The 24,748-nt window shown below is 68.9% G+C and carries 24 protein-coding genes and 2 pseudogenes; 10 read left to right on the forward strand and 16 right to left on the reverse strand.

Going from position 1 to position 24,748, the window contains the following annotated elements; translation table 11 throughout:
• Positions 1-846 precede the first annotated feature (846 nt).
• Positions 847-1,269, forward strand: a complete 423-nt coding sequence (locus ACZ5U5_RS00005; RefSeq protein WP_469014379.1) for a hypothetical protein — start codon at positions 847-849, stop codon at positions 1,267-1,269.
• A 239-nt stretch (positions 1,270-1,508) separates the two neighbouring features.
• On the opposite strand, the gene ACZ5U5_RS00010 is transcribed toward ACZ5U5_RS00005, so the two are convergent.
• Positions 1,509-2,195, reverse strand: a complete 687-nt coding sequence (locus ACZ5U5_RS00010; protein ID WP_469016793.1) for a maleylpyruvate isomerase N-terminal domain-containing protein — start codon at positions 2,193-2,195, stop codon at positions 1,509-1,511.
• Between the two features lie 117 nt (positions 2,196-2,312).
• On the opposite strand from ACZ5U5_RS00010, the pseudogene ACZ5U5_RS00015 reads away from it, so the two are divergent.
• Both ACZ5U5_RS00015 and ACZ5U5_RS00020 read left to right on the forward strand, forming a co-directional pair.
• A pseudogene (locus ACZ5U5_RS00015) lies at positions 2,313-2,528 on the forward strand (TIGR03620 family F420-dependent LLM class oxidoreductase); the annotation flags it as partial.
• Between the two features lie 320 nt (positions 2,529-2,848).
• Entirely contained in the window at positions 2,849-3,115 is a 267-nt protein-coding gene (locus ACZ5U5_RS00020) for a hypothetical protein (RefSeq protein WP_469014382.1), read from the forward strand.
• A 174-nt stretch (positions 3,116-3,289) separates the two neighbouring features.
• On the opposite strand, the gene ACZ5U5_RS00025 is transcribed toward ACZ5U5_RS00020, so the two are convergent.
• From ACZ5U5_RS00025 to ACZ5U5_RS00035, 3 genes are all read right to left on the reverse strand, one after another.
• The gene (locus tag ACZ5U5_RS00025) at positions 3,290-3,652 is read right to left on the reverse strand and encodes a hypothetical protein (protein WP_469014385.1); all 363 of its coding nucleotides are present in this window, start codon (positions 3,650-3,652) and stop codon (positions 3,290-3,292) included.
• A 99-nt stretch (positions 3,653-3,751) separates the two neighbouring features.
• On the reverse strand, positions 3,752-3,958 hold the full coding sequence (locus tag ACZ5U5_RS00030; RefSeq protein WP_469014387.1) for a hypothetical protein: 207 nt from the start codon (positions 3,956-3,958) through the stop codon (positions 3,752-3,754).
• A gap of 106 nt (positions 3,959-4,064) precedes the next feature.
• Entirely contained in the window at positions 4,065-4,604 is a 540-nt protein-coding gene (locus tag ACZ5U5_RS00035; RefSeq protein WP_469014389.1) for a GNAT family N-acetyltransferase, read from the reverse strand.
• Between the two features lie 704 nt (positions 4,605-5,308).
• On the opposite strand from ACZ5U5_RS00035, the gene ACZ5U5_RS00040 reads away from it, so the two are divergent.
• Positions 5,309-5,686, forward strand: a complete 378-nt coding sequence (locus ACZ5U5_RS00040; protein WP_469014390.1) for a hypothetical protein — start codon at positions 5,309-5,311, stop codon at positions 5,684-5,686.
• Between the two features lie 36 nt (positions 5,687-5,722).
• On the opposite strand, the gene ACZ5U5_RS00045 is transcribed toward ACZ5U5_RS00040, so the two are convergent.
• Positions 5,723-6,268: a pyridoxamine 5'-phosphate oxidase family protein gene (locus tag ACZ5U5_RS00045; protein WP_469014392.1), complete on the reverse strand. Its 546-nt coding sequence runs from the start codon at positions 6,266-6,268 to the stop codon at positions 5,723-5,725.
• A gap of 191 nt (positions 6,269-6,459) precedes the next feature.
• Positions 6,460-7,044 (reverse strand): hypothetical protein, encoded by a 585-nt coding sequence (locus ACZ5U5_RS00050; protein WP_469014393.1) that lies wholly within the window; start codon positions 7,042-7,044, stop codon positions 6,460-6,462.
• Between the two features lie 231 nt (positions 7,045-7,275).
• On the opposite strand from ACZ5U5_RS00050, the pseudogene ACZ5U5_RS00055 reads away from it, so the two are divergent.
• Together ACZ5U5_RS00055 and ACZ5U5_RS00060 are read left to right on the forward strand one after the other, a co-directional pair.
• Positions 7,276-9,047, forward strand: a pseudogene (locus tag ACZ5U5_RS00055) (aminotransferase class I/II-fold pyridoxal phosphate-dependent enzyme).
• Positions 9,048-9,453: 406 nt separating this feature from the next.
• Positions 9,454-9,618, forward strand: a complete 165-nt coding sequence (locus tag ACZ5U5_RS00060) for an SRPBCC domain-containing protein (RefSeq protein ID WP_469016796.1) — start codon at positions 9,454-9,456, stop codon at positions 9,616-9,618.
• Between the two features lie 65 nt (positions 9,619-9,683).
• Here ACZ5U5_RS00060 and ACZ5U5_RS00065 read toward each other — a convergent pair whose 3' ends face one another.
• From ACZ5U5_RS00065 to ACZ5U5_RS00080, 4 genes are all read right to left on the reverse strand, one after another.
• A complete protein-coding gene (locus ACZ5U5_RS00065) occupies positions 9,684-10,901 on the reverse strand; it encodes a lytic transglycosylase domain-containing protein (RefSeq protein ID WP_469014394.1) in 1,218 nt (405 codons plus the stop codon).
• Positions 10,902-10,930: 29 nt separating this feature from the next.
• On the reverse strand, positions 10,931-12,187 hold the full coding sequence (locus tag ACZ5U5_RS00070; RefSeq protein WP_469014396.1) for a lipase family protein: 1,257 nt from the start codon (positions 12,185-12,187) through the stop codon (positions 10,931-10,933).
• 101 nt (positions 12,188-12,288) lie between these two features.
• Positions 12,289-13,500, reverse strand: a complete 1,212-nt coding sequence (locus ACZ5U5_RS00075) for a glycosyltransferase (protein WP_469014397.1) — start codon at positions 13,498-13,500, stop codon at positions 12,289-12,291.
• Entirely contained in the window at positions 13,497-13,742 is a 246-nt protein-coding gene (locus ACZ5U5_RS00080; RefSeq protein ID WP_469014398.1) for a hypothetical protein, read from the reverse strand. The genes ACZ5U5_RS00075 and ACZ5U5_RS00080 overlap by 4 nt, the downstream gene beginning before the upstream one ends.
• 607 nt (positions 13,743-14,349) lie before the next feature.
• Between ACZ5U5_RS00080 and ACZ5U5_RS00085 the strand changes: the two genes are divergently transcribed.
• Both ACZ5U5_RS00085 and ACZ5U5_RS00090 read left to right on the forward strand, forming a co-directional pair.
• Positions 14,350-15,510: a DUF6801 domain-containing protein gene (locus tag ACZ5U5_RS00085; RefSeq protein ID WP_469014400.1), complete on the forward strand. Its 1,161-nt coding sequence runs from the start codon at positions 14,350-14,352 to the stop codon at positions 15,508-15,510.
• Positions 15,511-15,615: 105 nt separating this feature from the next.
• The gene (locus tag ACZ5U5_RS00090; protein ID WP_469014402.1) at positions 15,616-16,665 is read left to right on the forward strand and encodes a COG1470 family protein; all 1,050 of its coding nucleotides are present in this window, start codon (positions 15,616-15,618) and stop codon (positions 16,663-16,665) included.
• Between the two features lie 185 nt (positions 16,666-16,850).
• On the opposite strand, the gene ACZ5U5_RS00095 is transcribed toward ACZ5U5_RS00090, so the two are convergent.
• Positions 16,851-17,801: a DUF6801 domain-containing protein gene (locus tag ACZ5U5_RS00095; protein WP_469014404.1), complete on the reverse strand. Its 951-nt coding sequence runs from the start codon at positions 17,799-17,801 to the stop codon at positions 16,851-16,853.
• A gap of 501 nt (positions 17,802-18,302) precedes the next feature.
• Between ACZ5U5_RS00095 and ACZ5U5_RS00100 the strand changes: the two genes are divergently transcribed.
• Together ACZ5U5_RS00100 and ACZ5U5_RS00105 are read left to right on the forward strand one after the other, a co-directional pair.
• Positions 18,303-19,562, forward strand: coding sequence for a DUF6801 domain-containing protein (locus ACZ5U5_RS00100; protein ID WP_469014406.1), 1,260 nt, complete (start codon positions 18,303-18,305; stop codon positions 19,560-19,562).
• Positions 19,563-19,664: 102 nt separating this feature from the next.
• A complete protein-coding gene (locus tag ACZ5U5_RS00105; protein WP_469014407.1) occupies positions 19,665-20,813 on the forward strand; it encodes a DUF6801 domain-containing protein in 1,149 nt (382 codons plus the stop codon).
• A 90-nt stretch (positions 20,814-20,903) separates the two neighbouring features.
• Here the strand turns inward: ACZ5U5_RS00105 and ACZ5U5_RS00110 are convergent, their stop codons facing one another.
• From ACZ5U5_RS00110 to ACZ5U5_RS00130, 5 genes are all read right to left on the reverse strand, one after another.
• Positions 20,904-21,650, reverse strand: coding sequence for a methyltransferase domain-containing protein (locus tag ACZ5U5_RS00110; RefSeq protein ID WP_469014409.1), 747 nt, complete (start codon positions 21,648-21,650; stop codon positions 20,904-20,906).
• A gap of 159 nt (positions 21,651-21,809) precedes the next feature.
• Positions 21,810-22,832: an HTTM domain-containing protein gene (locus tag ACZ5U5_RS00115; RefSeq protein WP_469014412.1), complete on the reverse strand. Its 1,023-nt coding sequence runs from the start codon at positions 22,830-22,832 to the stop codon at positions 21,810-21,812.
• Positions 22,829-23,467, reverse strand: a complete 639-nt coding sequence (locus ACZ5U5_RS00120; protein WP_469014414.1) for a DUF5819 family protein — start codon at positions 23,465-23,467, stop codon at positions 22,829-22,831. Before ACZ5U5_RS00120 ends, ACZ5U5_RS00115 begins: the two co-directional genes overlap by 4 nt.
• Positions 23,468-23,480: 13 nt before the next feature.
• On the reverse strand, positions 23,481-24,062 hold the full coding sequence (locus ACZ5U5_RS00125; protein ID WP_469014416.1) for a hypothetical protein: 582 nt from the start codon (positions 24,060-24,062) through the stop codon (positions 23,481-23,483).
• Between the two features lie 27 nt (positions 24,063-24,089).
• Positions 24,090-24,746, reverse strand: a complete 657-nt coding sequence (locus ACZ5U5_RS00130) for a hypothetical protein (protein ID WP_469014417.1) — start codon at positions 24,744-24,746, stop codon at positions 24,090-24,092.
• Between the last annotated feature and the right edge of the window lie 2 nt (positions 24,747-24,748).

Consider the following 24,748-nt stretch of genomic DNA (forward strand, 5'->3'; position numbering starts at 1 on the left):
GGCCAGGGAAAAGGCGCGCAGGGACTCTTCCAAGGCTGCGGCGTACGCGCACTCGAAGGCCGGCACCCACTTCTCCACGCGCTTGTCGGCCCGCAGTTGGGCAACGAGTTCGGCCGGAGCGCCCACTGCAGGGGCGAGGACGGTGGCGGGTGCATGGTCGGACTGCGCGCTCATCGCATCCTCCCGGCGGGCCCTGTCCTCACAGAACGCGCACGGGTGCCTCACGGATACGGGCATGCCCAGATCCCCTCCTACTGGTCAAGGTGCGGGCTAGGGCCTGGGCGTGCCGGCACAGCGGGGTGCCCTGCTTGTACCACGTGGCGGGCCACGTAGTTGAGGAGTTCGGCCATGGCGCGCACCGACCCGCTCGGGTCCCTGATCAGCAGCCGGTCGGCGACCTGCTCGCGGGGCAGCGTGTACAGGTCGTCGGCGTCGGTGTCGGCGTCGATGTCGGCGTCCGAATCGGGCTCCAGCTGTCACAGGTAGCGGGTGGCCGCCGTCTGGACGCTGATCGTGCTCCGGGTTACCTGCGGATGCGACTGAGCGTCTCAGTTGGCGAGTTGAACGCATGCCGGGCGGTTCGCAAGAGCCCGCCCCAGCTCGTAGAGCCACGTTCTCTGCTGCGTCCGCCGACGTGCGGCAGGGCCGCGCTCCGCGACGTGGCGGGCGACCTCGTCCACGCCAGGGCTGGCGTACCGCTCTCATGAGACGAACCTGCCAGGCGCGATGGGTGGGGCGGCTGCGGGGCGCCGTCGGTGGCTGGGCGCAGATCTTCCTCAAATACGGGTTGGCTCCAGAGGGCGCGGGAACGCCAGGGGCAGAGGCGGGTCGGCCCTTGGGGGAGGCATGACACAGCAGAACAGTCAGGACCACGATGCAGAGATCATCGCTCTGCTCATGCGGGAGTACGAGTCATTGCGGGCGGAGGTCGCCCAGCGTGTGACGTCGAGGATGCAGATACTCGGCTTCTCAGGAGTGATCGCTGCCCTCGTCGCGGGAACGGGCGGAGTCTCCCTGGACAGACCCTCGGCGTACATCGCCGTCGCCACGCTCCTGCTGGGGGTGCTGTGGCTCAGGGACTGCAACCAGGGGATTCAACGCATCGGCAAGCATCTGCGCAACGTGGAAGAGGAGGTGAACCGCCTAGCCACGCGTGCATACGGCAGCGGTGCGCTGTCGTGGGAGACGAAGCGGCACGAGGGCCGGCAGCAGGAGCGGCCGGTGTGGCGTCTCCTGGGCCGGCTGGGCGGCTGGACCGGCCGCCACTGAGTCTTCCAGCTCACCCAAGCCGTCGACGCCGCCCGCTCCATTCGCCAACTCACGCGCTCACTCGCCAACCGAGACGCTCAGTCACAGCGTGTGCCAATGCGCAATGGGTGTCACCGACAGCATGGTGGAACCTCGGCGTTCACCTCGTGCGAAGCACGCTGATTGTCAGCAGCGAGGCAGGCCAACTGTCACAGACTGCGAATTTGCGAACTTGTTGTCATCCTCCCGCGCCACAGCGATCATCCAAGAAGCGGGAACCGATCAGCGTCGCTGCCAAGTCGGTGTTTCTCAGCGGCGGTCAGTGGCCGTCGACCGGTGGCGGCCAGCGCGTAGTGCTCATCGCTCCAGTTCACGGGTACCGGACGACCGAGCAGACCATCGAGAGTGGCCCGTACACGCCCCAGCCCGACGGCTGCCGGCGGAGATGTACTGGCCGGAAGGTGAGCAACGAGGTCAAGATGATGAATCGTGGCCTCAACGGCGAGGGTCTCCATCAGGTTGCCGGCGGTGAGTACGTGCCCCTGCGTGCTGACGAACTGCTGGGGATCGCTGCGCTCAGCCGCAGTGACGGCCGCTGCTGCAGTCACCAGATACAGCTCTCGCAATTGCTCGAACTCCGAGAACATACTGGCGCCCACCCGAATGTAGCGCTGCTCGTTCGCCGCGTCTGCCGTGCCTGGCCGCCAGTCCGCCCAGTAGGTGACGTCATCGCGGTCTGCAGGCTCATCAGCGGGCGTATGCAGAGCCACCAACCCCCTCTGAGCGTCGGCCACGCAGTGGAAGACCAGATCCCGCACGGCCCACCCCACGCATCCACTTGGCAGCCAGGACTCCTCCTCACCGAGCAAGGACACCACACCCGCAAAGGATGCGTACGCGCCCTTCAGAGCACTGAGCGCCCCGCGCTCCGTCTGTCCTGTGTGCATGCTCCCCCGTACCTGGTCGAACCGCGAAGCTGTCCGGCTTCCCCGCAGCAGCTCACCACTGATCGTAGGCGGCTCTGCCTTGCCCGACCCTCGTTCGGCTGATCCGACCGCGCAGGTGTCGGCGGTCCAAGTCGCAGACTGGTGGACGCCATCGTCGTCTACGGAGACACAGAAGCGATCCGCCGACGCGTTCAGCAACACCTCCAAGCTGGAGCCGATCACGTCTGCCTGCAAGTACTGACCGCCGACCCGGCCAGGCTGCCGCAGCGAGAATGGCGCGAGCTCGCCCCCGTTCTCGCGCCCCGCCCATCCGGGACGGCCACCCCACAATGAACAGCCGGACGCGGGAGGCGGCTCGAGAAGTCGCATCGCCTGCCCAGTCAAGAGCCTGGCTCGCCAGCTGAGCCGCGCAGTCACAGACGGGCATCACCTCACGAACCGTCTCGTGAGAGCCGGGAGACCAGATCAGCGTCGTTTCCATTTCTTCTGCATCTCCGCGGCGCAGCGCGACGTCCTGCATCAACCCGCTGTCACCGCTGTCACCGCTGTCACCGGTATGGCCCACCAGTTCGGGCGGCACCGCCTGCACGGCCGGAACGATTGGCAGCATCCCGGCGCATCACGCCGGTACACCGTCAAGGAAGGGAGACGTCATGCGCCGTCTCAGCACCGCCCTGTTGGGAGCCGCCGTCATCGTCGGCGTCCTCGCCGTTCCCGCCCACGCAGTCGATGCCACCGCAGCACCTGCCGCATCCGCAGCTGCTCCCACCGACCCCCTGCCTCCGATCTCAATTCCGGAGATCAAGTTGCCCGAGATCAAGCTGCCCGAGATCCCCGGCGTTGAACTGCCCGAGATCAAGCTGCCCCAGATCCCCGGCGTTGAGCTGCCCCCGATCCCCGGGCTCCCCAAGTTGAGCTGACTGAGGCGCGGAGCCCCACGAGGCGGCAAGAAACAAGCGAGCCAGTGCCGACCGGCGCCCCAGTTGGTACGGCTACCCACCGAGCATCTGCCAGCGCTGCACGAGTGGCAGCCTCGCTTCGGGGCCAGCGGAGCATTGCGCTGAAGCAGGCTCTCATCCCGGTGTTGTGCCGGGTCAGCGCCGCCCGGGTACGAGGTCAGGCGGGATCAGCCGCTGGTCGGGGTCCGTGTAGTGGTCGGCCGGACGGTAAGCGCGCTCCTGCGCTCGGTCGGGGAAGCGGGCGCAGGGGCTACTGCCCAGGCCTGTGACCTCCTTGAAGTCTGAATGCCAGCGGATCGACAGCCGGTAGTCGTCCTTGTCGGCGACCACACCGAAGTTCTGCTTGTTGATGGATTCGCTCCACTCGACGTCCCAGCCCTCTTCCGTCAGATGGCGCTGCAGACGGTCGAAGGCGTCCCGCACCCCGGACTCGTCCTTGATGACCGCGGTCCAGCCATGCTGGATGTTGTAGACCCCGTCGAGAGGGTCGTCGTTCATCGCTTCCAGGCCGTCCGGGTAACACTCGCCCGTCGAAGCGGAGTTGCTGGAGTGGTGTTCAGTGGGATCCTCCGGCCCAGACCGAGGCTTCAACACGGGTCAGAGATTCAGTACGCGGTAGGCAACCTGGTTCTGGGCCGCGATACGCCGCAACATCTCCGGCGGCGATTCTTTGTCGTACCACTCCGGCCAGCCATACATCGCAAACCAGGCGCCGGCGCCGAGCAGGGCCACTGGGGTAAGCAGGAGGGCAATCGTCCGGTGCCGCCTGCGTCTGGACGCGGACGAGGAAGCTGGTGCAGTCATGGACCTCACCGTAGGCAGCCCCGCGCCGATCCGAATCCGTGCACGTACTCACATCATGATCCCTGCGTACCCAGGTAGTAGATGGCTACCTGTTTGGAAGCGCAGCTCACCTGGGTGTGATTCTGGTGGCGGGTGGTTCGGTGGCCTTGAAGGCTTCTGCGGTGATGGCCCAGCGCTCATGGTCTCGCCATTCGCCGTTGATGAGCTGGAAAGCGGGCGAGTAGCCCTCGGCCTGGAACCCGAGGCGCTTGACCAGCTTGAGCGAAGAGATGTTGTCGGGCTGGATGTTCGCTTCCAGTCGGTGCAGCTGCAGTTCGTCGAAGGCGTGCTGGAGGACCAGCCTGAGGCCCTCGGTCATGTAGCCCCGGCCGGTCGTGGATGCGTATGCGGTGTATCCAAGGGTGCCGCTCTGGAGTCCGCCCCTGACGATGTTGTTGATGTTGGCTCCGCCGACGATTGCGCCCGTGTGGCGTAGGCAGACCACGAACCCTTCGTGAGTTGGCTGCTCGAACCGTGCAAGGCGGCTGTGGAATGCCTCCTTGGACTCTTCGCGCGTCCCCAGCCAACGGTGCAGCATGTCCGTGCTGGCCCTCCTCAGCGCTGTCACCTCTCCGTAGTCCGTGCGCACGATGTGACGAAGGGCCACCGCGGCCCTTGCAGGAGGTAGCTGGATATGGTCATCCGCTGATCTTAAGCAAACGTCATGCTCGACCAGCCAGTTCGCAGGACCTCGCGCGTGCGCCGCTGGGTCATGAATGTGTTAAGTGGCCAAGTCGTGTGGGCTTGAGCGCGCTACGGCAAGCGTTCGTGGTTACGGGCACTGCGCCGGCGGACGTGCGGACTCGTGCCATAGCGGATATGTGGGCGTTCCGCGACGCGCTCACCAGCTGGGCAGCGAGGCTCCTTCAGCCGAGCGCGGCACTCGACGTAGGACTGGTCCAGAAGCACTGTCCTCAAGCACGCCGTCCGCTTCGTGCCGGTGGGGCTCCGCCTGAGCGAGTGACGAATGGCGAAGACCTCCCTCAAGTGCGAGCACCGTTCGAGGCAGTGCTGCCGACACGTCACCATGGCCACGCACTTCGGTCGACAAGGTATGAAGGCACGCGAGCGGGCAAGGGGCTGCGGCAGTACGCTGGCGTGCCGCGTAGTGACAGGGTGTGACCTGCGAGGGAGGGGTACCAGCATGAATTTCTACCGGCCGGATGACGTCGGAGGAGGCTTGCGGTGACTTCGACGGAAATACCCGGGCCCGAGTCCGACTGGCAGCCGGCCACCAGCCCGCCTTACTACACGGGAAAGAACCCGGCCCATCAGTGGAGCGTTTGGGAGCACTGCTCCCCGCTCTTTCAGATGATCGGAGGGCTCGAACTTCCGGTACAGCCCGTGGCAAACCGCCTGAATCTGCACGTGGAGCGGTCGTGGGACGGACTGGATGATCTTGACGTCGTGCTGTTTCTGCTGCGGGGCTTCAGCTTCGCCGTCAGCAGGCACGTCGGCAATCCTGCCGGGGTCTCCTTCGTCTGGCTGACTCAGCCGCACGTGGACGCGGACAAGGCCCTGGATGCCCTCCTGGAGGTGCTCGGAGTGAGCGAGGAGATCGTGGCATTCCGCGGCGACTTCCAGGACACACCAAGTGAACGCACCGCTGAAGATGTTGCCACGCCCGGCCGGACTTCATGGTGGGCAAGAGTCCGGCGCACGGTCGGCACGCCAAAGACCACGGAGTAACACGCAGTCAACGTGCAACTCAAATGCGCAGCCCCGCTAAAAGCTGTAGCGGGTGTGGCTGAACACCTGGCCGTCGTGCCCGAAGCCGAACGCCGTGCCCGGCGCCACCGCGAACAGCAGGTCGTCGCCCGTGCGGATGCTGTCGCCGAAGCCGAAGAAGACCCCGTCCGGCGATGTGATGTGGTTTCCGTACTGCGACTCGAAAGCGCCGATGACCTCGTCTTGCCGCGAGGGATCCATCACCCGCTCCGCCGTTCCCTCGATCACGATGTCGAGTCCTTCGGAGAGTGAGTTGTGCCCTGTGGTCAGTGCGCAGTGCGCATCGCCGGCCAGGTTCTTCGCCTTCTGCTCGCCACGCCCGGTACTGAAGTGCAGCGCCCCGTCGTACCAGGCGGCGATCAGCGGAGTGACGTGCAACCGGCCGTCCGGCCGGATCGTGGTGATCCAGAAGATTTCGGCGTCCTGCAGCCTGCGCTGGACCTCGGCCCAATCGGTGGCCGTGACGGCCCCCGCGCCCGGGCGTGGGTTGAGCGCGGAGCTGTATCGGGCGTCAAGCTCGGTCTTGGGTTGCTTCTGCGTCATGCGGAGCTCTTTTCCTTCTTCTCGCGGCGAAGGCACGCACGTCGTAACGAAGACTACGCACGACAGCCTGGCTGCGCTCGGCTCAGGTTCTGTGTCGACCGGAACACTCACCACGCCGGGTCAGGCGGCGGCTTGCCTCGACGCATCCCGGGAGTTGGGGGCCACCACGGTGCAGGGGGTTCGCCCGGCCCTCAGTCGAAGATGTCCAGGGCGTCCGGCCAAAAGCCGTCGGCGCTGAGGCGGGAACGCATCGGGACTGGATCCGGGTAGGTCTCCGCTGCGGCCCTCGCGCGTACGATGTCCGGACCGCCGCACGCTGCGACCGCGAAGGCGCCGAACGTCTTGGCGAACGCCACCGGGTCGCGAAACTCCACGCCAAACGCCTGGCCGCTCCGCAGCGGCACCCAGACCACCCGATCGAACCGTGCCCACTCCAGCACCAGCTGCTCGTCCGCGGTCGACCGCCCCTCCAGCCACAGCCGCGCCACGTGCAGCAGGTTTATTTCCTCCATCGGCAACCGCTTGCGCCTCACCCGCAGTTCACGCACCGTCAGTTCGACCCGCTGATCCTTCTTCGGGTACCAAACGACGCCGATCCCGAACGGCACCCACAGCAAGATGCCGATCATCGGCCAGACCAACGCGTCACCCCACGACCGGAGCAGCCCGCCGTCCAGCAGGTACAGGACCCCGAAGACCAGAACCCACTTCGCTGTCATCCGCCAGAACCCGGTGCCCTGCCGATACAGGACGCGCCGCTTCTCCGTCATCACCATGGCCGCACGCTATCCGTCGCGCCCGCGGGCGTCTCAGGCGCCGGTCGGCTCGACCGGGGCGAGCGGCGCCACGGCAATTGCTCACGTACTCAAGTACGCGTACTCATGTGCGGCCGCAGGGCACCCCCAAAGATGTGCTCATGGCGCGAACTCCGGTAAGGGCTCGCCCCAGCTGCTGCTCAAGGGCAGAGCGCCGCCCGGGCCTGTTGCCCTTTGCCGAAAGAGACATGCATGAGTCGCGACCTGCACATACGAGCTGCCACTCCCGAGGACCTGGACTGGATCCACGAGTTGCGGCATCGCGTGTACGCCCAAGAGCTCGGTCAGCACACTCAACAACCGGAGCGGCGGTTGTACGACGCATTGGACGGTGACAACGTCTACCTGGTCGCGGCCCGGGGGCCCGTCCGTATCGGCTTCGTCAGTCTCACCCCACCGTGGCTGGGCCGCTACGGCCTCGACAAATACCTCACCCGCGACGAACTGCCGCTGTTGTCCGAGGGCGGAGTCTTCGAGATACGCATTCTCACCGTGGAGCCGCGCTGGCGCAGCACCATGGTGGCACCCCTTCTGATGTACGCGGCCCTGCGCTGGATCTCCTCCCGGGGAGGCCGCACGGTGGTGGCGATGGGCCGCACCGAACTGCTCGACATGTACCTGGCGGTCGGCCTGCGGCCCGTCGGACACACCGTCCGCAGCGGTGCGGCGACCTTCGAAGTACTGACGGGCGAGGTGGCCGGGCTGACGCAGGTGGCCGCCACCCGGTATCGCGCCGTCCTGGAGCGGCTCGGCTCCTTGGTGGACTGGCAGTTGGACATGGACTGGGCGCCCGGGCCGGACGGCTGTGAGCACGGCGGTCACTGCCATTGGAACGGACTTTCGCACCTTGCACCGGCGCCACGAGGTCGTCGCTGCCGACGTGTTGGACGCCTGGTTCTCGCCCTCTCCAGGGGCATGTGCGGCGCTCACGGAGGACCCGGCCTGGTCCGCCAGAACTTCGCCTCCCACCGGCGCCGATGGCCTGCTGTCGGAGCTCGCGAGGGCCCGGGCGCTACCGGTGGAGACGCTCGTGGCCGGGGCCGGGTCGTCAGACCTGATCTTCCGGGCGTTCGGCCGGTGGCTGACTCCGGAGAGCAGAGTGCTGCTGCTGGACCCGGGGTACGGCGAATACGCCCATGTCACCGAGCGCGTGATCGTGTCGCGTGGATCGCTTCCGACTCCACAGGAGGGACGGGTGGCGCATCGACTTCGCCCGCCTGGCCTCTGTCGTCGGGGCGGGCCGTTACGACCTGGTGGTCGTCGTCAACCCGAACAACCCGACCGGAGGCCACGCATCCGCCGCCGAACTGCGCACCCTGATCGAGGCCGCCCCGGCCGGGACCCGCTGGTGGCTCGACGAGGCCTACCTCGGCTACGTGGAACTGGCGGAGTCGCTCGCCCCACTGGCCGCGGTGGACCCGCGGGTCGTGGTCTGCACCTCGCTGTCCAAGATGTACGCGCTGTCCGGCGTGCGTGCCGCCTTCCTGGTGGCCGAACCCGCCACCGCGGCGCTGCTCCGCCGGTGGACGCCGCCCTGGGCAGTGAGCCTTCCCGCGCAACTCGCCGCCGTGGCCGCCCTGCGCGACCCCGAGCACTACCGCTCCTGCTGGCTTCGCACCCACACCCTTCGCGGTCAACTGGCCGCCGACCTCGCCCGGGTGGACGACACCGCCGTGGTCGAAGAGGGCGTTGCGAACTTCCTCAACATCACCCTGCCCTACGACGGACCGAGCGCTGCCCGCCTGGTGCGGGAGTGCCGCCGACACAACGTCTATCTGCGCGACCTGTCACCCCTCTCGCCCCAGTACGAAGGGCGCACCGTACGCGTCGCCGTCAGGGACGCGGCGGAGAACGCGCGCATCCTTGCGGCGTACGAAGCCGCGCTGCAGACGCTGCGACCCGGCTCTCTCACGCGGCAGTCCACCGGGACCCCGGTTGACGCCATTGCCGGCCACGTACGGTGACCAGCGTCGCCTCCCTCGTGCCCTTCCTCGGCGGGGCTCTCGCACTTGGTGGGATCGTTGCGGCACTCTCCGGTCGCCGCGAACTGCTGGTCCGTTGGTGCTGCTGGGCGGTCGGAGTGCCCCTGGTCGCCTGAGCTTTCTGGTGGGGAAGCCCGGCGGTGACGGCCCTTGCGCTCGTGGTCGGGGTGATCGCAGCGATGGAGTTCGGCGGATTGGTGGGTCTGCCCCGGCCGGACCGAGCGGTACTGTCCGCGGCCGTCTCCGGCGTGGTGCTGACCTCTTGGCTGGCCCCGGGACACGAGGTGCGGGCGGTGGCGGTCGGCGCGCTGGCCATCGCCGCGGTCCCGCTACTGGCCGGTGACTCCTGCTGGCCTACCGGTTCACCGAGGGCACCCTCGACACCACCATCACCTGGACCCTGCACCCCGAGAACGTCGGCACCCGCCTCGTCCTGACCCACGCCGGCTTCGACCTCGACTCCCCCATGGGACGCCAGGCGCTCGCGGGCATGGGCAACGGCTGGCCCCACGTCCTGGACAACCTCGCCCAGACCCTGGCCGCCACCGACTGACCCGCTCACCACAGCCCGGCCACCACCCGGCGGGCGCAGTCGTAAGTACCCGGGGCTGGTCAGGCCTACGAGCTGCAAGCGTCCGGAGGCCGTGAGTCGGTCGGCGAGGGCGATCCCGTCGATGAGGGTGACGGCGAAGGAGAAGAGGGGGCCGAGGGCGTCGGGGTGCCGGAAGGGAATGGCTCGCGGGTCGGGGTCGGGGCTTCGGAGGGGGTCGGAGAGGGGCAGTCCGGGGCGGTGGGGTCCGGGTCCGTGGGGCTCGAAGTAGTAGGTCTGGGGCGTGGACCTGGCGCAGTGGGGCGTGGGCCGGGGCGAGTTGGGTCCGGTGAGGCGGAGTGGCCGGGGTGGGGGTTCGTTGGGTTTGTGGGCTGGGGGCCGATGACCAAGCCGCCTCCGCCGGCCGGGCGCGTGGCGGGGGTCTTGCCGCCCGGGCCGGGGCTGGTCGGCAATGGGCCCCGGCCGTCGGGGATCTCGTGGGTGCCGCGGCGGTAGAAGTCCAGCCAGGACAGGACCGTGCGCAGGTAGGCGGATGAGTGGTTGTAGCTGAGGATCGCTCGGTCCAGGTCCGCCTTGCGGGTGAGGTTGCGGTCGCCGGCGCACAGGTAGCGGCCTGCGGCGAGCGCGGCGTCGTGGATGTTGTTGGGATCAGCGCGGCCGTCCTTGTTGGCGTCGGCGCCCCAGCGGGCCCAGGTGGAGGGGATGAACTGCATCGGCCCCACCGCACGGTCGAAGGTCGAGTCGCCGTCGTACCTCCCGCCGTCCGTGTCGGGGATCCGGGCGAATCCGCTGCCGTTGAGGACGGGACCGAGGATCGGGGTGAGGGTCGTGCCGTCCGCGTCGACCCGGCCGCCGCGGGCCTGCCCGGACTCCACCTTGCCGATGGCCGCGAGCAGTTGCCACGGCAGGCGGCAGCCGGGGTCGGTGTCTGCGAGAGCGTCCTCGGCGTTGCGATAGGCGGTGAGGACCGTGGCCGGGATGCCGGACTGGGTTCGGACCTCGGGCGTCTCGTCCTCGCCTGCGCCGCCCGGTGTGCCCTTGCTGCCGCGCAGGGGCGGGAGTTCGGTGTGGTAGGCGTCGGCCGAGGGGCCCGCGGGCGGGAGCCACCCGCCGTTTTCGCCGGTGGCGCTGTCCGGGGCGGCGCCGCGGCGGGGTGCCGCCAGTGGGCCGCCCGGTGCGCCCGATGCGGTGAGTCCTGCCACGGCGACGGCCGCGACGACGGTGCCGGCCATGCCCCGGCGCACGCGGCCGCTGCCTTTCTTGCGGTGCTTGTTGCTCGTTGCCATGACTCACTCACCTCTCGGAGTTGCGACGCTCAGCAGTTGGGGGCGGCGGGCCGGTCCGCGAAGCGGTCAGCGAGATACGTCATCGCCTCGGCGTTTGCCGCCTGGATGGGCCAGAGGTGGTCGGCCACGGGCGGATGGCCCGTGGTGTCGTACGTCTTCCAGGTCAGCGGCACGCCCTGCGCGCAGTACTGCTTGTGCAGGGCGTCGGCCTGGTTCGGTTCGACGAGGGCATCCTGGGTGGCGTGATACTGGAGCACCGGCACCTTGATCTTCGGGCTGCTGCCGAGGGTGTTCTCCGTGTAGCGGGCGACCCAGGGCGCGTCGACGAGCGGGCTGCGGGTGACGTACGCGGACAGCGGTCTGTTGCCGTACTTGTTGATCATCTCCAGGGCGCAGCCACCCGCTTCGAGGTCGGCGACCATGGCGCGGCCCGCGTCATTGAGCACGTCGCCGAACTTGAGCTCGGGATAAGCGTTGTTGAGGCCGATCAGGGCGTAGAAGAGGAACCCGGAGCCGGGGCGGCCGTTGAGCGGCAGGGCCACCTCCATCAGGCTGGCGGGGACGCCGCCCGCGACGATGCCCTTGAGGTTGAGCTCGGGCGCGTAGTCGGGCTGGAACTCGCCCGCCCACAGCGCGGCACCGCCGCCCTGGGAGTAGCCGCGGAAGGCGACCGGTGCGTCGGCGGAGAGCCCGGTGGCGGGCAGCCGCTGGGCGGCGCGGACCGCGTCGATGAGGGCGGGGCCCAGGGACTTGCCCACCATGTACGTCGTCTTCGGTCCGGGCCGGTAGCCCTCGTAGTCGGGGACGGCGACCGCGTAACCCGCCCTGAGCATGGCGTTGATGACCCACTGCTCGTAGAGGGCGCCCTTGGCGATCATCCGGGACGGGGTGCAGCGGAAGGCGGGCCCCTGCGTGCCGGGCCCCCAGCCGACGATGGGCCGCGAGGCGGGCGTGCCGCCCTTGGGCACCATGACGGTGGCTGTCACCGCATGCGGCTTGCCGAGCGCGTCGGTGGAGCGGTACATCACCTGCCAGGTGTCGGCCAGGGCGCGCGGGGTCGGGGTGCCGGGCTCGACCTTGCGGGAGCGGATGACGTCGCCGGGCTTCCCGTCGGGCATGGCGGACGGCGGTACGTAGAAGTCGTCGGGCGGCAGCGGCGCAGCCTCGCTCGCTGGAGCGTGGCGGGGCCGGCTGCCCGCCGTGCCCGGAAAGAGCGTGCAGGCCGCGAGGATCAGGGCGAGGACGGCGGCGAGTCGTCCCGCCCTGCGGGATATCCGTGTCGGCATGTCAGTTCCTCTGGAGCTGGTGGCGTGTGGTGGCCGGTGGAACGGGGTCGCTCTGGCGGCCGGTTGCGGCTGGCGTTTCCTCGGCGGGCGTGCGCGCTCGGCTATATCTGCAGTCCCTGCCGTGGGTTCTCCTGCTCCGCGATGGCGAGTTCTTCAAGATGTGTCGCCGCGGTGGGCGCCCCGCCTGCCTCACGGAAGGAGCGGCTGACGCGGCGAGCGGCGGCGGTGTAGTGGGGTTGACCGAGCACGGCGTCCAGGGCGGATCCGACGGCCTTGGCGTCGGTCCGGCCGAAACGCACCCGCACGCCCGCGCCCACTGCGGTGACCTGGGCAGCGATGGCGGGCTGGTCATAGCGGACCGGTGCCACCACCAGGGGGACGCCGTGCCACAGGGCCTCGGTCACGGTGCGGTGCCCGGCGTGACAGACGAGGGCGTCCGTGCGGGCCAGCAGGGCGAGTTGGGGTACGGAGGGGCAGATCAGGAGATTGTCGTCGTCGCGGGGCTGGCCGAGGACACCGTCGGGGTCGACGACCACTGCCCGCATGGTGCGTGATCGGGCGCGTATGCCGTCGACGCACTGGGCGAGGAAGTGGGCGCCCACCGTGGTGTCGGCGGTGTCGAGGCAGACCAGGACCAGCGCCCGGTCGTCGTCCCGCTCGATCCACCCCCAGGGGAAGTCGGCGGTAGCGGCGTGCGAGTCGGGTACCTGGCCGAGCGCCGGGCCGATGAAGGACACCGGACCGCGGTTCGGCGCGTGCGGGCCGGTGAGTTCGCTGGTGGAGAAGACGAGCGTGAGCCTGGGTGAGAACCGCGGATCGTAGCGGGCCGAGGGGTCGCCGAGGCGCAGCCGGAGGCCGTCGAGAAGGTCGGTGAGCCACTGGTCGGACTGCGGGGTGTCGCCGGGACCGTGTGACAGCTCGGCAAAGGTGGCCGATGAGGTGGCGTAGGGGACGCCGAGCCGTTCGGCGACCAGTGCGCCCGCGAGGGTCTGCTGGTCGACGACGAGCAGGTCGGGCCCGAACTCCAGGACGGCGGCGGTCACTCCGGGCGCCATGGCGTACGCGAGCGGGGCGAAGAAGTCCTGCCACAGGAACCTCAGGGCCGCCACGCCGCGCAGGTCGCGCGGTCTGCCGGGACCGGGCGTAACCGCGCAGGGGAAGACGGGGTCGTCGGCGGCCACCAGACCTTCCAGGACGGCAGGCAGGCCGGCCCAGGCCACATCGTGCCCCCGGGCGGCGAGTTCGGCGGCGACCGCCGATGCCGGGTTGATGTGGTCGGCGAGCGGCGGCACCACGAAGAGGAAGCGGCTCATCGGGCATCGCCGCCGCGTACCGGCCGCGCACCGGAGCGGATGCGCAGGCCGGCGGGGGCGAACCCCGCAATGCCCAGGGCCGGTTGAGCATTGCGGGTGTCGGTGAGCCGGGCACTCCGGTGTTCGTCCGCGTCGGAGACGGAGGGGGCCGGCTGGCGGCGGGGCAGCCGGGCGAACTGCTCGCGAGCGTGCCGGATACCGATCAAGAAGCCGGGTATGCCGCGGCTCCCTGTCCGGCGCACCGCGCTCATTGATTTCCCGTCCGCGCGGCCGGAAGGGCTCAACCCCGGGACCGTGTCCGGGATTGCCTCACAAGACAGCATCAGAACTCCGACCGCTCGGCGACACAGACACAAGCACGAAGTGCGGGCACAGGCACCGGCACCGGCACCGGCACCGGCACCGGCACAGACTCGGGCGCGGGCACGGCCAATTGCGTTGAATTGACACTCGAACCGAAAGCGGAAGCTAGTCGCGCGTCGAGAAGCTGGTCAAGAGCCATTTCGGTGCGTACGGAAGATCTGTTGTGGGGTGAGTAAAGAGCGCGGATCAGTTGTCACCCGGGCCCACTCGGGCTCGCTCAGGCCCACGCCGGGAAGTTGGCATCGACGTACAAGTCGGTTTGCGCACTGCTCACCAAAGGATGAAGTAGCCGTCAAAACCAGGCAGCTGAATTCTGCTGGTAATTGACACCTTGACCGCCCAACTACCCGTCAGTAGTTTACCGATCCCAAACAGGACCGTATCTGGCGAAGATAACGACATGTACGGCCATTCTTTCTTCACCCGTTCTGCTCGTTCACGCAGTACGAGAGGCAGCTCATGAGAGCTCATCGAAAAAGAGCCGGGGTGCGCGGCGCCCTGGCAGCGGTCGCGACCGCCGGGCTGGTCACCGGCCTGATCACCGCCACCGGAGGTACCGCCTCAGCCGTTCCGCTGAAGCTGAACCAGAAGTACACCTGTAAGTTCCCGATCATCAACAACGATCCGATCGAAGTTGAGATCACCGCCGACATGCCCACCACCATGAACGTCGGCGAGACAGTCCCCGAGTACGACATCAAGGCCGTCACCAAGGTCAGCGCCCGCGCCGCACAAGGCCTGGGCGTCATGGGCGCGGTGACCCTGGAAGGCAAGGCCACCGCCGACGTCAACGTGACACTGCCCGGCGGCACCGGCAACCTCCCCATCAAGGTCGTCAACACCGTCGCCAAGGCCAACATCCCCAACCCCGCGGCGGCATTCACCGTCGACGCCACCGGCAAGTCGCCCGGTTCCCTGCTGACCTGGGCCGACCCCGGAACCGCCAAGTTCGACGTCACGGGCCTCAAGCTGCACAACATGATCGCCCGTGACGCGGCGGGCAACGCCGTCCAGCTCCCGCCGTTCGGCGATGAGTTCGAGACGGCCTGCACGCTCGACACGGGTCAGCCGACGCTCCTGCACACGATGGAGATCCAGGGCGGCAGCACCGACCCCGGACCCGACCCGGACCCCGGGCCCGACCCGGATCCCGGACCTGACCCGGACCCGGGCACGGACCCCTCCACGGGCAAGCAGAACGTGAACACCAAGGTGACCCCCAAGCAGGGCGGCGGTCAGCTCACCATGGCCCAAGCGGGCGACACCGTCGCTCTGTCCCCGGTCCAGGAGGGCGCGGGCGGCAGCTCGACCGGCGATCTGCAGAAGGTGACCGTCAAGGACGCACGTAACGGCGCCACCGGCTGGTCGCTCACCGGGAAGGTCACCGACTTCACGGGCGGCGCCGGAAGCATCGGCGCGGACAAGCTCGGCTGGACTCCGTCCTGCGAGACGGCGGCCGGGTCGGCAAGCACCTGCGTGCCCGGCACACAAGGCACGGTCGGCGGGACGGGCGCCACGCTCGCGAGCGCGCCCGACGCGGCGCAGACCGGCGGCGAGTTCACCGTCGGCGCGGGCCTCGCGCTCGACGTACCGGCGACCGCGGCCGCCGGTGACTACGCGGCCGTGCTCACGCTGACGCTGACCTGATCCAGCGCTCCGCCTGGTGGACCGGCCTTCGTGCGACGGCCGGTCCACCTCTTCGGCGTTCCACCGTCCGCGCAACTTCCCGCATCTCATCGTTCTGGGGGCCGCATGCACCTCGTTCGTACGCAGCTCATGCATCGCAGATACGCCGCCGTGCTCATCGCAGCCCTGGCCCTGGCGCTCGGCCTGCTCACCGCGAGCCCGCCACCGGACGCGTTCGCCGCCGACAACGGCCGCTGGTCCGTCTTCCCCGCCGACAAGACCGGCAAGGAAGCCAAGGAAGGCAAGAACAGCGAGGCCGACAAGAAGGGCGGCAAGGACCGGGCCCACCGGGCGTACTTCCGGATGAAGGCGGATCCGGGGCGCACCGTGCGCGACAAGGTCACCGTCTCCAATCTCGCCAAGGAACCGGTGACCTTCCTGCTCTACGCCGCCGACGCGTACAACACCCCGCGCGACGGCGGCTTCGCGGTGCGCGAGCCCACCGAGAAGCAACGCTCGGTCGGGGTGTGGACGCGCCTCGAGCGCTCCGAGGTCACGGTTCCGGCGGGCGGCAAGACCACCGTCCCCTTCAGCGTCGCCATTCCGCGTACCGCATCGCCTGGCGACCACCCCGGAGCCGTCGTCGCCCTGGACAAGCGCGTCGCCCGCGCCAAAGGCACCGGCGTGGGCATCCGGCAGGCGGTCGGCGCCCGCATCTATCTGCAGGTCAACGGCGAGCGGGCGCCCGGCCTGAAGGTCCAGGACGTCCGTTTCGACTACGAGGTTCCGCTGGTGCCTGGCCTCGGCAAGGACGCCACGGTCGCGTACACGCTCGTCAACAGCGGCAATGTGCAGCTCGAGCCGAGGGTCGACCTAAAGGCGAAGGGCCTGTTCGGCCGGACGTCCTTCGACAGTGCGGGCAACAAGCTGCCGGCCGAGCTGATGCCGGGCCAACAGGTGCGGATTACCCAGAAGTGGGCGGCGCCGCCTCCGCTGGACTGGGGCAGCGTCGAGCTGACGGCCAGTGACGAGGGCGGTGAGCTGGTGGAGAGCGGGAGCACCGCCTACCGCACGGTGAATTGGGGTGTCCTCGTGACGCTGGCTCCGGTGGTGCTCTTGGTGGTCGTGGGGGTGGTGGTGCGGCGCCGCAGGACCCGCGCGGCCGCGCGGACGTGAGCCTAGCGGCCCACTTCGCCGTGCGGATATGTCCCGTACGACCCCTTCCACCACGCGAAGACGCCTCGTACGGCATGACCGCGGGCCCGGAGCGCCGTCGCTGCTCCGGGCCCGCTCTCTGCGCTGCCGTACGGCGGGAGCCTCCTGGAGGGCAGGGTGCCCGGGAGCGCCGTACAGCAGCAGTCTCAGATGGTCTGCTCGTCCCTCCTGATGCGCCGGGGCAGGTAGTGGAAGGCCGCTATGCCCGCGGCGGTGAGCCCTCCTGCCGCCGCCAGCATCAGGCCGACGCCGGATATGCCGGTCCCCGCGAGTTCACCCGAACCGCCGGTCACCTGAGTGCCCAGCTGGGTGCCCGAGGATCCGGAGCCGCCGCTCGATCCCTCGCCGCCCGAGGTGCCCGAGCCGCCGCTCCATGAACCGCCGGTCGTGGTGCCGGGGTCGGTCGGGTCCGCGGGATCAACGGGATCGGTCGGCGGGTCGGTGGGCGGGTCCGTCGGAGGATCGGTGGGCGGTTCGGTCGGTGGATCCGTGGGCGGATCCGTGGGGTCCGTACCGCCGTCGCCGGTGATCGTCATGGTGTGCAGGAGCGTCTTCTGACCGGCGTCGAGCGTGCACTCCGCCGTGAACTCGTCGCCGTTCGGCGGGAGCGGCACGGGCTTGCCCGCCGCGTCCCTGGCGATCATGTTGTGCAGCTTCAAGCCCTTCATGTCGAAGGCCGCATCGCCCGGCGAGCCCCAGGTCAGCAACCCTCCGGGCGATTTGCCGGTCGCCGTCACATCAAAGGCCGCGGCGGGGTCGGGGATCTCGGCCTTGGCGACAGTGTTGACGACCTTGATAGGCAAAGTGCCGTCACTGCCGGGTTGGGTGACGACCACGTCGGCGGTGGCCTTGCCCTCCAGCGTGACCGCGCCGAGCACCCCGAGGCCCTGTGCGGCGCGCGCGCTGACCTTCGTGACGGCCTTGATGTCGTACTCAGGGACCGTCTCGCCGACTTTCATCGTGGTGGGCATGTCCGTGGTGATCGCGGCTTCGATGCCGTCGTTGCTGATGATCGGGAACTTGCAGGTGTATTTCTGCGTGAGCGACACCGGCTCGGCCGATGCGCTGCCACCCCCGGCGGTCAGCGCGATCACCATCCCGGCAACCCCGGTGAGGGCCGGCCCTCGTGCCGGCCTCGCCCTCGTTCTTCCCCGTTTCTCTCCCCTGCCGTCGTCTCCCATGCGATCTCCCATCTGTGGCCCCACTTCTGAGAATTGGCACAATCCAGAAATGACTACTGGCAGGTAAGGGGCCCGTCAACCCGATCGGCACAGTTCGACGACGTGCGGCGAAGAAGGCTCCACAATTTGTCATCCGTGCACCGCCCGGTACTCACGGGAGCCACAAAACTTCCGGGCCTTCAACTTCCCTCTGGCAGAAGGCAGGAGCAGGCCTTGACCGCCCAACTACTCATCAGTAGTTTTCGTATTCGAAACACCGCCGTAGCGTCTGCAGCAATTCAGTCGGCAGATTCCCTCGAAGCGGCGCGTTTCACGTCTCCCGATTTCACCGGGCAGCTGGGCCGGCGAGTCCGGAATCGCAGAGATGGCATACCCCACCTTCGTTTGTGCCCATTCACGTAGCCCGAGAGGTAGCTCATGGGAGTGCACAAGAGACACGCCAGGGCACGCAGCGCCCTTAGCGCGGTGGCGGCCGCCGGCCTCGTCACCGGCCTGGTCACCCTCAGCGGCGGTTCCGCCTCCGCCGACCCGGTCAAGCTCACGCAGAAGTACACCTGCAAGTTCCCGATCATCAACAACGACCCGATCGAGGTGGAGATCACCGCCGACATGCCCTCCACCATGCAGGTGGGCGAGTCGGTGCCCGAGTACGACATCAAGGCCGTCACCAAGGTCAGCGCCCGCGCCGCACAAGGCCTTGGCGTCATGGGCGCGGTCACGCTGGAGGGCAAGGCCACCGCCGACGTCAACGTGACACTGCCCGGCGGCACCGGCAACCTCCCCATCAAGGTCGTCAACGATGTCGCCAAGGGCGACATCCCCAACCCGGCCGCAGGGTTCACCCTCACCGCCAACGGCAAGTCGCCGGGCGGTCTCCTGACCTGGGAGAAGGAGGGGACGGCCAAGTTCGACGTGACCGGCCTCAAGCTGCACAACATGATTGCTCGCGACGCGTCGGGCGCCCCCGTCCAACTGCCTCCGAACGGGGATGAGTTCCCCGCGGACTGCACCTTGGACGCGGGTCAGCCCACCGCGCTGCACACCATGACCATCACGGGCAGCAGCACGGATCCCACGGACCCGCCGACCGATCCGCCCACCGATCCCCCGACCGACCCGCCCACGGACCCGCCGACGGACCCGCCCACCGACCCGCCCGGCGATGACCCGGTGAAGCTCAACTTCGGCATCAAGGGCAACTCGTTCATCAAGGCGGCCAACGGCAACGCCCCGCTCACGGGCGGCATCGACACCCGCTACGACCTGAACAAGGGCACCTTCGACGCCGATCTGACGCTCGACCCGACCAAGGGCAAGTTCACCATCATGGGCTTCCTGCCCACGACCGCGGACATCGCCTTCGAGCAGACCGGCAAGACCACCGGCACGCTGGACACCGCCGGCGCCCTGAAGTCGAAGTCCGAGATGTTCGTCAAGCTCTCCAGCGTCAACGCCTTCGGCCTTCCCATCGGCGGCGGCGCCGACTGCAAGACCTCCTCGGCCGCCACGGTCGACCTTGCCAGTGAGGGCCGCTTCCAGCCGTACAAGGGCGGCAAGCTCAAGGGCACCTACACCCTGCCCGGCATCAAGGGCTGCGGCGTCCTCAACGACATCATCAGCACGTTCATGGCAGGACCCGGCAACACCATCGACATGGACCTCACCTACAAGAGCTGAGAGCAGATCACAGCGGTGAGTCCGCATCCCGATCCGGCCCCCCGCCTCCTTCGAGGCGGGGGGCCGGACCCGTTCCGCAGAACTTGGAGAGGCAGTGCTGACATGCGCGCCCCAGGGTGGCGGGTCGCCCCCGCCATCGCGCTGCTTGCCGGGCTGATCGGATTCACCACCGGCCCGCCGGCCGCCGCGGACCCAGTGTCCCTGACACAGACCTACACCTGCATGTTCCCGCTCATGGAGGAGGATCCGCTGACGGTCGTCATCACGGCGGATCTGCCGGCCAAGGTGCAGGTCGGCGAGCAGATCCCGGCCTTCCGGATCACTTCGGTGTCCAAGGTCAGCAAGACGGCGGCCACCGCCCTGCGCACAGTCGACGGCACCACCCTCGAAGGCATCGCCACGGCGGACGTCACCGTGCACATGCCGGAGGGCCCGCTGAACATCGCCCTCGACAACACCATCCCGAAGACCCCCCTGCCGCAGCCGCCCGCCGATTTCGATGTGACCGCCACCGGCCAGGCCCCGGCCCTGACGTTCCGGCAGCCCGGCAGCGTGAAGATCGATGTCAACAGCCTGCTCCTGACGATGACCCCGCGGGACGCGACCGGCGCTAAAACGGCCCTCGACACCTTCGAGACCGAGTGCACCCTCGATCCCGCCGAACAGAACAAGACGCTGCACACCGTCCAGGTCGAAGCGGGCCCGACCGACCCGAGCGCCCCGCCGGACCCGGGCGGCGAGCCGGTGCAGCTGAGCTACGGCATCAAGGGCAGCTCGTTCATCAAGGCGGGCAAGGGCAGCGCCCCGCTGGCCGGCGGCATCGACGCCCGCTACGCCCCGGAGAAGGGAACCTTCGACGCAGATCTGGAACTCGTTCCGACCAAGGGCAAGTTCACCCTCCTCGGCCTCCTGCCCGCCACCGCGGACATCGCCTTCGAGCAGACCGGCAGCACGACAGGCACCCTCAACACGGCAGGCAGCCTCAAATCGCACTCCGCGATGAACGTCAAACTCGCCGGTGTGAGCGCGCTCGGCCTGCCCATCGGCGGCGGACCGAACTGCAGGACCGTCGAGCCCGCCGGGGTCGACCTCGTCAGCGAGGGCCCGTTCGAACCGCGCACCGGCGGCAAGCTCAAGGGCACCTACACCCTGCCCGGGCTGAAGGACTGCGGTGGCTTCAACGACATGATCAGCGCATTCGTCGCGGGCCCCGGCAACACGATCGAACTGAACCTCACGTACGAGAAGTAGCACTGAACCTCACGTACGAGGAGTAGCGGAGAAGGAGCGGGCACGCGGGTCCGGACAGCAACGCTGCCCGGGCCCGCGCTCAACGGGCCGTCAGCGGCCCATCAGTGCGAAGACCCCCCAGCCGAGGTATTCGCGCTGGTACCGCGTGTAGCGGGCGGGCTCGGTGGTGAGCTCGGCCCGCACCTCGGCGGCCAGCGCGTCATCGGGGTTCGCGTCCAGCCAGCGGCGGAGGTTGAGCCACTGCGCCGCCTGATACCGGTCCCAGCTGTCCTGATCGGCATGGACCATTTCCACGACGTCGTAACCGAGATCGCCGAATTGCTCGATCAGCTCCGGCAGTTCCAGGAAGTCGTCCTTGCTGGTGGCGTGGCAGGCCTGGGCAGTTTCCTGGTCCGGCACTTCCCGACGCCAGTACGGCTCACCGATCAGCATCAGGCCGCCGGGGCGCAGGCTCTCGCCCAGCAGCTCGACGGTGCCCGCCACGCCGCCACCGATCCAGGTGGCGCCGACGCACGCGACGAGATCGACCGGCTCGTCCGCGACGAAGCCGGCGGCGTCGTCGTGCACGAAGGTGACCCGGTCGGAGACGCCGAGTTCGGCGGCACGGGCGCGGGCCTTCTCGGTGAACACCGTGCTGATGTCCACTCCGGTCCCGGTGACGCCGTGGTCGCGGGCCCAGGTGCACAGCATCTCGCCCGATCCGCTGGCGAGGTCGAGTGCGCGCGTGCCGGGCGCCAGGTGCAGCGCCTGGCCCAGGACGGCGAGCTTGCCAGGGGTGATCGGGTTGTGAACGCGGTGGCTACTCTCGCGAATGGTGAAGATGCGTGGAAGATCCACTTGAGGTTTTCCTTCGGTTTGATGAGGTCATGGCGTGCACGGGGGACCGTCGACCGGAGTCGGCAGTCGTGGCTCGGACCGTCATCAAACACACCTCGTTCGAACGCATGGATCTTGAGCCGCCGAGTGTAAGCACCCCGGCGTGACGGCTCCACCGAATTACGGGATCATCGCGTGGGACGAGCGCAGCAGCCGCACCGCGCGGGCCGCCCGCAGCCAGAGCGCCGTCGGCAGGAACACCAGATCCCCCACGATGGCGATCGCCGAGAACATCGGCAGCGCAAGCAACAGCCCGATGCCCACATGCGTGCCCAGCATCACGACCAGGACCGCGTACTTGAGTCGCGGCACGAACGCCAGCACCGGGAACAGCAGTTGGGAGGCGACGGTGACATACGCGAGCAGCGCCAGCACACTCCCCTGCCCCGCCAGCCAGCCGGAGAGCTCCGGGAACGTCGCGAAGTCGTCCAGCCGCAGGGCGTAGTGCAGCGCGCTGCCGTCCCGCCACGTCTCGCCATGAAGCTTGTAGAGGGCCGCGGTGCCGTAGACCACCATCACCTGGAAGGCGAGCAGCGCCATGCCCGCGTTGTGCAGGACGGTGACGATGCGGCGACGCAGCTCCTCGTACGGGGTCACGGGTGCGGGAGTCGCACGGGCGGCGCGGCGGGCGTCCAGGGACCAGCGGCGCCCCGACGCGCACAGCACCAGGTAGTTGGCGAACAGCAGGCTCAACAGCTCGAACCCGCTGCTTGCGACCGTCGAGCGCATGTAGAAGCCCGCGACGACGAAGGCGAAGAGGACCGCCATGAGGCGGGTGTGCCAGCCCAGCAGGTACAGCACACTGACTGCGACAGCCAGCACATAGGCGGCCCAGAAGTAGTCGGGGCTCGGGGTGCCCAGCCAGCTGTACCACCAGGAAAGCCGGCCGTCTGCGCCGCGTGCCTCGATCGAGGCACGGAAGAGTTCGGGGGTGTACGGGGATCCGGGGCCCCAGAGGCGGTCCGCGTGACCCGCCTCGCGCAGCAGGTTGAGCAGGAACAGGCCCGCGACGCCGATCCGCAGGACCGCGGCTCCGTACAGCCCAAGCGGCGTACGGATCACGGCGTGCAGTCGCTCCCGCACGCCCCGGCCGCCGTCCTCGGCCACGGCGGGCCCCGCAGCCGGGGCCTGACGTAACGTCACGGGACCACCTCCCAGGTGCCCAGCGGGCGGCGGCTCTCGGCCGGTGCAAGGCCACCAGGTGGGGCGATGGACACCGTGCGCAGGCGCAGCTCGACGGCGTCCGGGCGTGGCTCGCCGAGGTCTTGCAGGCGTACGACGACAACATTGCGCAGATACTGCGCCGCAGGGGTCAGCGGCGCCCTCAGTTGGGTGTGCGGCGAGCCCGCGAGGTGGGCGCCGACCGCTTTGCGCAGGACGGTCTGGTCCTCCCGGCTGGGCAACGGGTTGCCCCGGTGTGCGGCGATGTCGCGGGCGGTGAGGTCGATCCATCGGCCGGGGCGGTCCGCGCGCCAACTGCGCGCCTCCAGATGGGCGTTGATGCGGGGCGGGTCGGGCGCGAAGATGTTCCAGTCCTGCGGGAACATCGGCTGCAGCCACGCGCCGGCCTCTGCCGGGCGGGTGTTGGCCGAGGAGAGGGCGGGGCTGACGTACAGGACCAGGAGCTTCATGTGCGCGAGCGCAGTAGCCATGATCAGCAGGGCCGCGACCCTCCCCGCCGCCCGCAGCGGGCCGTCGAGCGGGACGCCTTGGGGCGCCAACGGGTCGAGCGGCGCGACGAAGCGGTCCGCGGCCAGGCGGTCCGTGGTGTCGTCCACGGGCGTCCCGCCCTCACCCGGCCGACGGTGCCGAGGGTCCGACACCGGGCAGGTTCTCGCACTCCGGTGCCTTGTCGAAGGCCTGCTTGAGCGCGGGGTCAGTACGGAAGTCATGGGCGGGACCCTGGTACCCGCCCGCCTTGTCCATGCCCTCGCCTGCCTTCTTCAGCGCCGCCTTCAGGGACTTCTCGTCGGTGACTTTGGCCTTCTTGAGTTCGGAGGTGGTGCCGACGAGGCTGCTGCGGGCGCCGCGGAGGTTCTTGAGTGCCTTCTTGTACGCGGCGTCGCCGCCGTCGACGGGCGGTGCGCCGTCCTGCCGCATCTTCTTGTCCAGCGCCCCCAGTTGCCGGTCAAGCGCTTCCATGAAGGTGACGACCTCCGCGTGGTACTTCTTGGCGTCCTTCTGGTCCGCGGCGGGAAGCTTCAGCTCCGACCCGACGTCCTGCACGCTGTCGCACATGTCGGAGGCCCAGTCGACCTGCGGGCCGTCGTCAACGCGTGAACTGCACCCGGACATCGTCGCCGCGACCACGACCCCGATGGCGGCGGACAAGAGCGCGGCCGTGTGCCGCCGGCTGCGTCTGGTGTTCCTCATGTCTGGCTCCCCTTCGTCTGCTGAACTTCACCTGCTGAACGTGTCGATGTTCGCGATCTGCCAGGTACCGCCCCGGTGGACCACGTCCACGGCGAACATCGCTGCCGCGTGGCTGGCCGAACCGCCCTTGGCCGTACTGGTGTTGCTCTGGTCGGCGAACACCAGGGCACGGGCTCGGCCGCCGTCGATGACCTCGACTCCGCTGTGCGTCACGGTGGTGCTCAGGACGAGCTTCTGCCGCTCTCCCTGGGAGCGGACCTGCGCGAGCATTTCCCGGTGCTGGGCGACCGCCTTGCCGGTGAGGTACTTGTCCGCGGCCTTCTCGGTCCGGCCCGGATTGGCGTGGTCGTAGGAGAAGACCGCGTCGACGGCCTGGCCGACCGTGCCTTTGACCTCGCTGGTGCGGGCGGTGTCGGTCAGCGCCGTATTACGCAGGGCGGGCAGGTCGCGCTCGGCCCCGGCGCGGGTGTGGGCGATGACCGCGAAGGCCGCGGCCACCACCGTGAGGAGCGCGAGCAGCAGGGGCCAGGGGACGGATCTGCGCGGTCTGCGGTCGCTCTGGGCAGGCCTTTCCCGGGGTTTCGGTCGCGGACGCGGGGCCCGTGGTGCGGGGGCGGGTGTTTCGCGGGCCTTGACCGCGGCGAGGCGCCGCTGCCGGTTGACCATATGGCGTGTGGTCGACATGG

This window comes from Streptomyces sp. NPDC033177 (genome assembly GCF_055577715.1).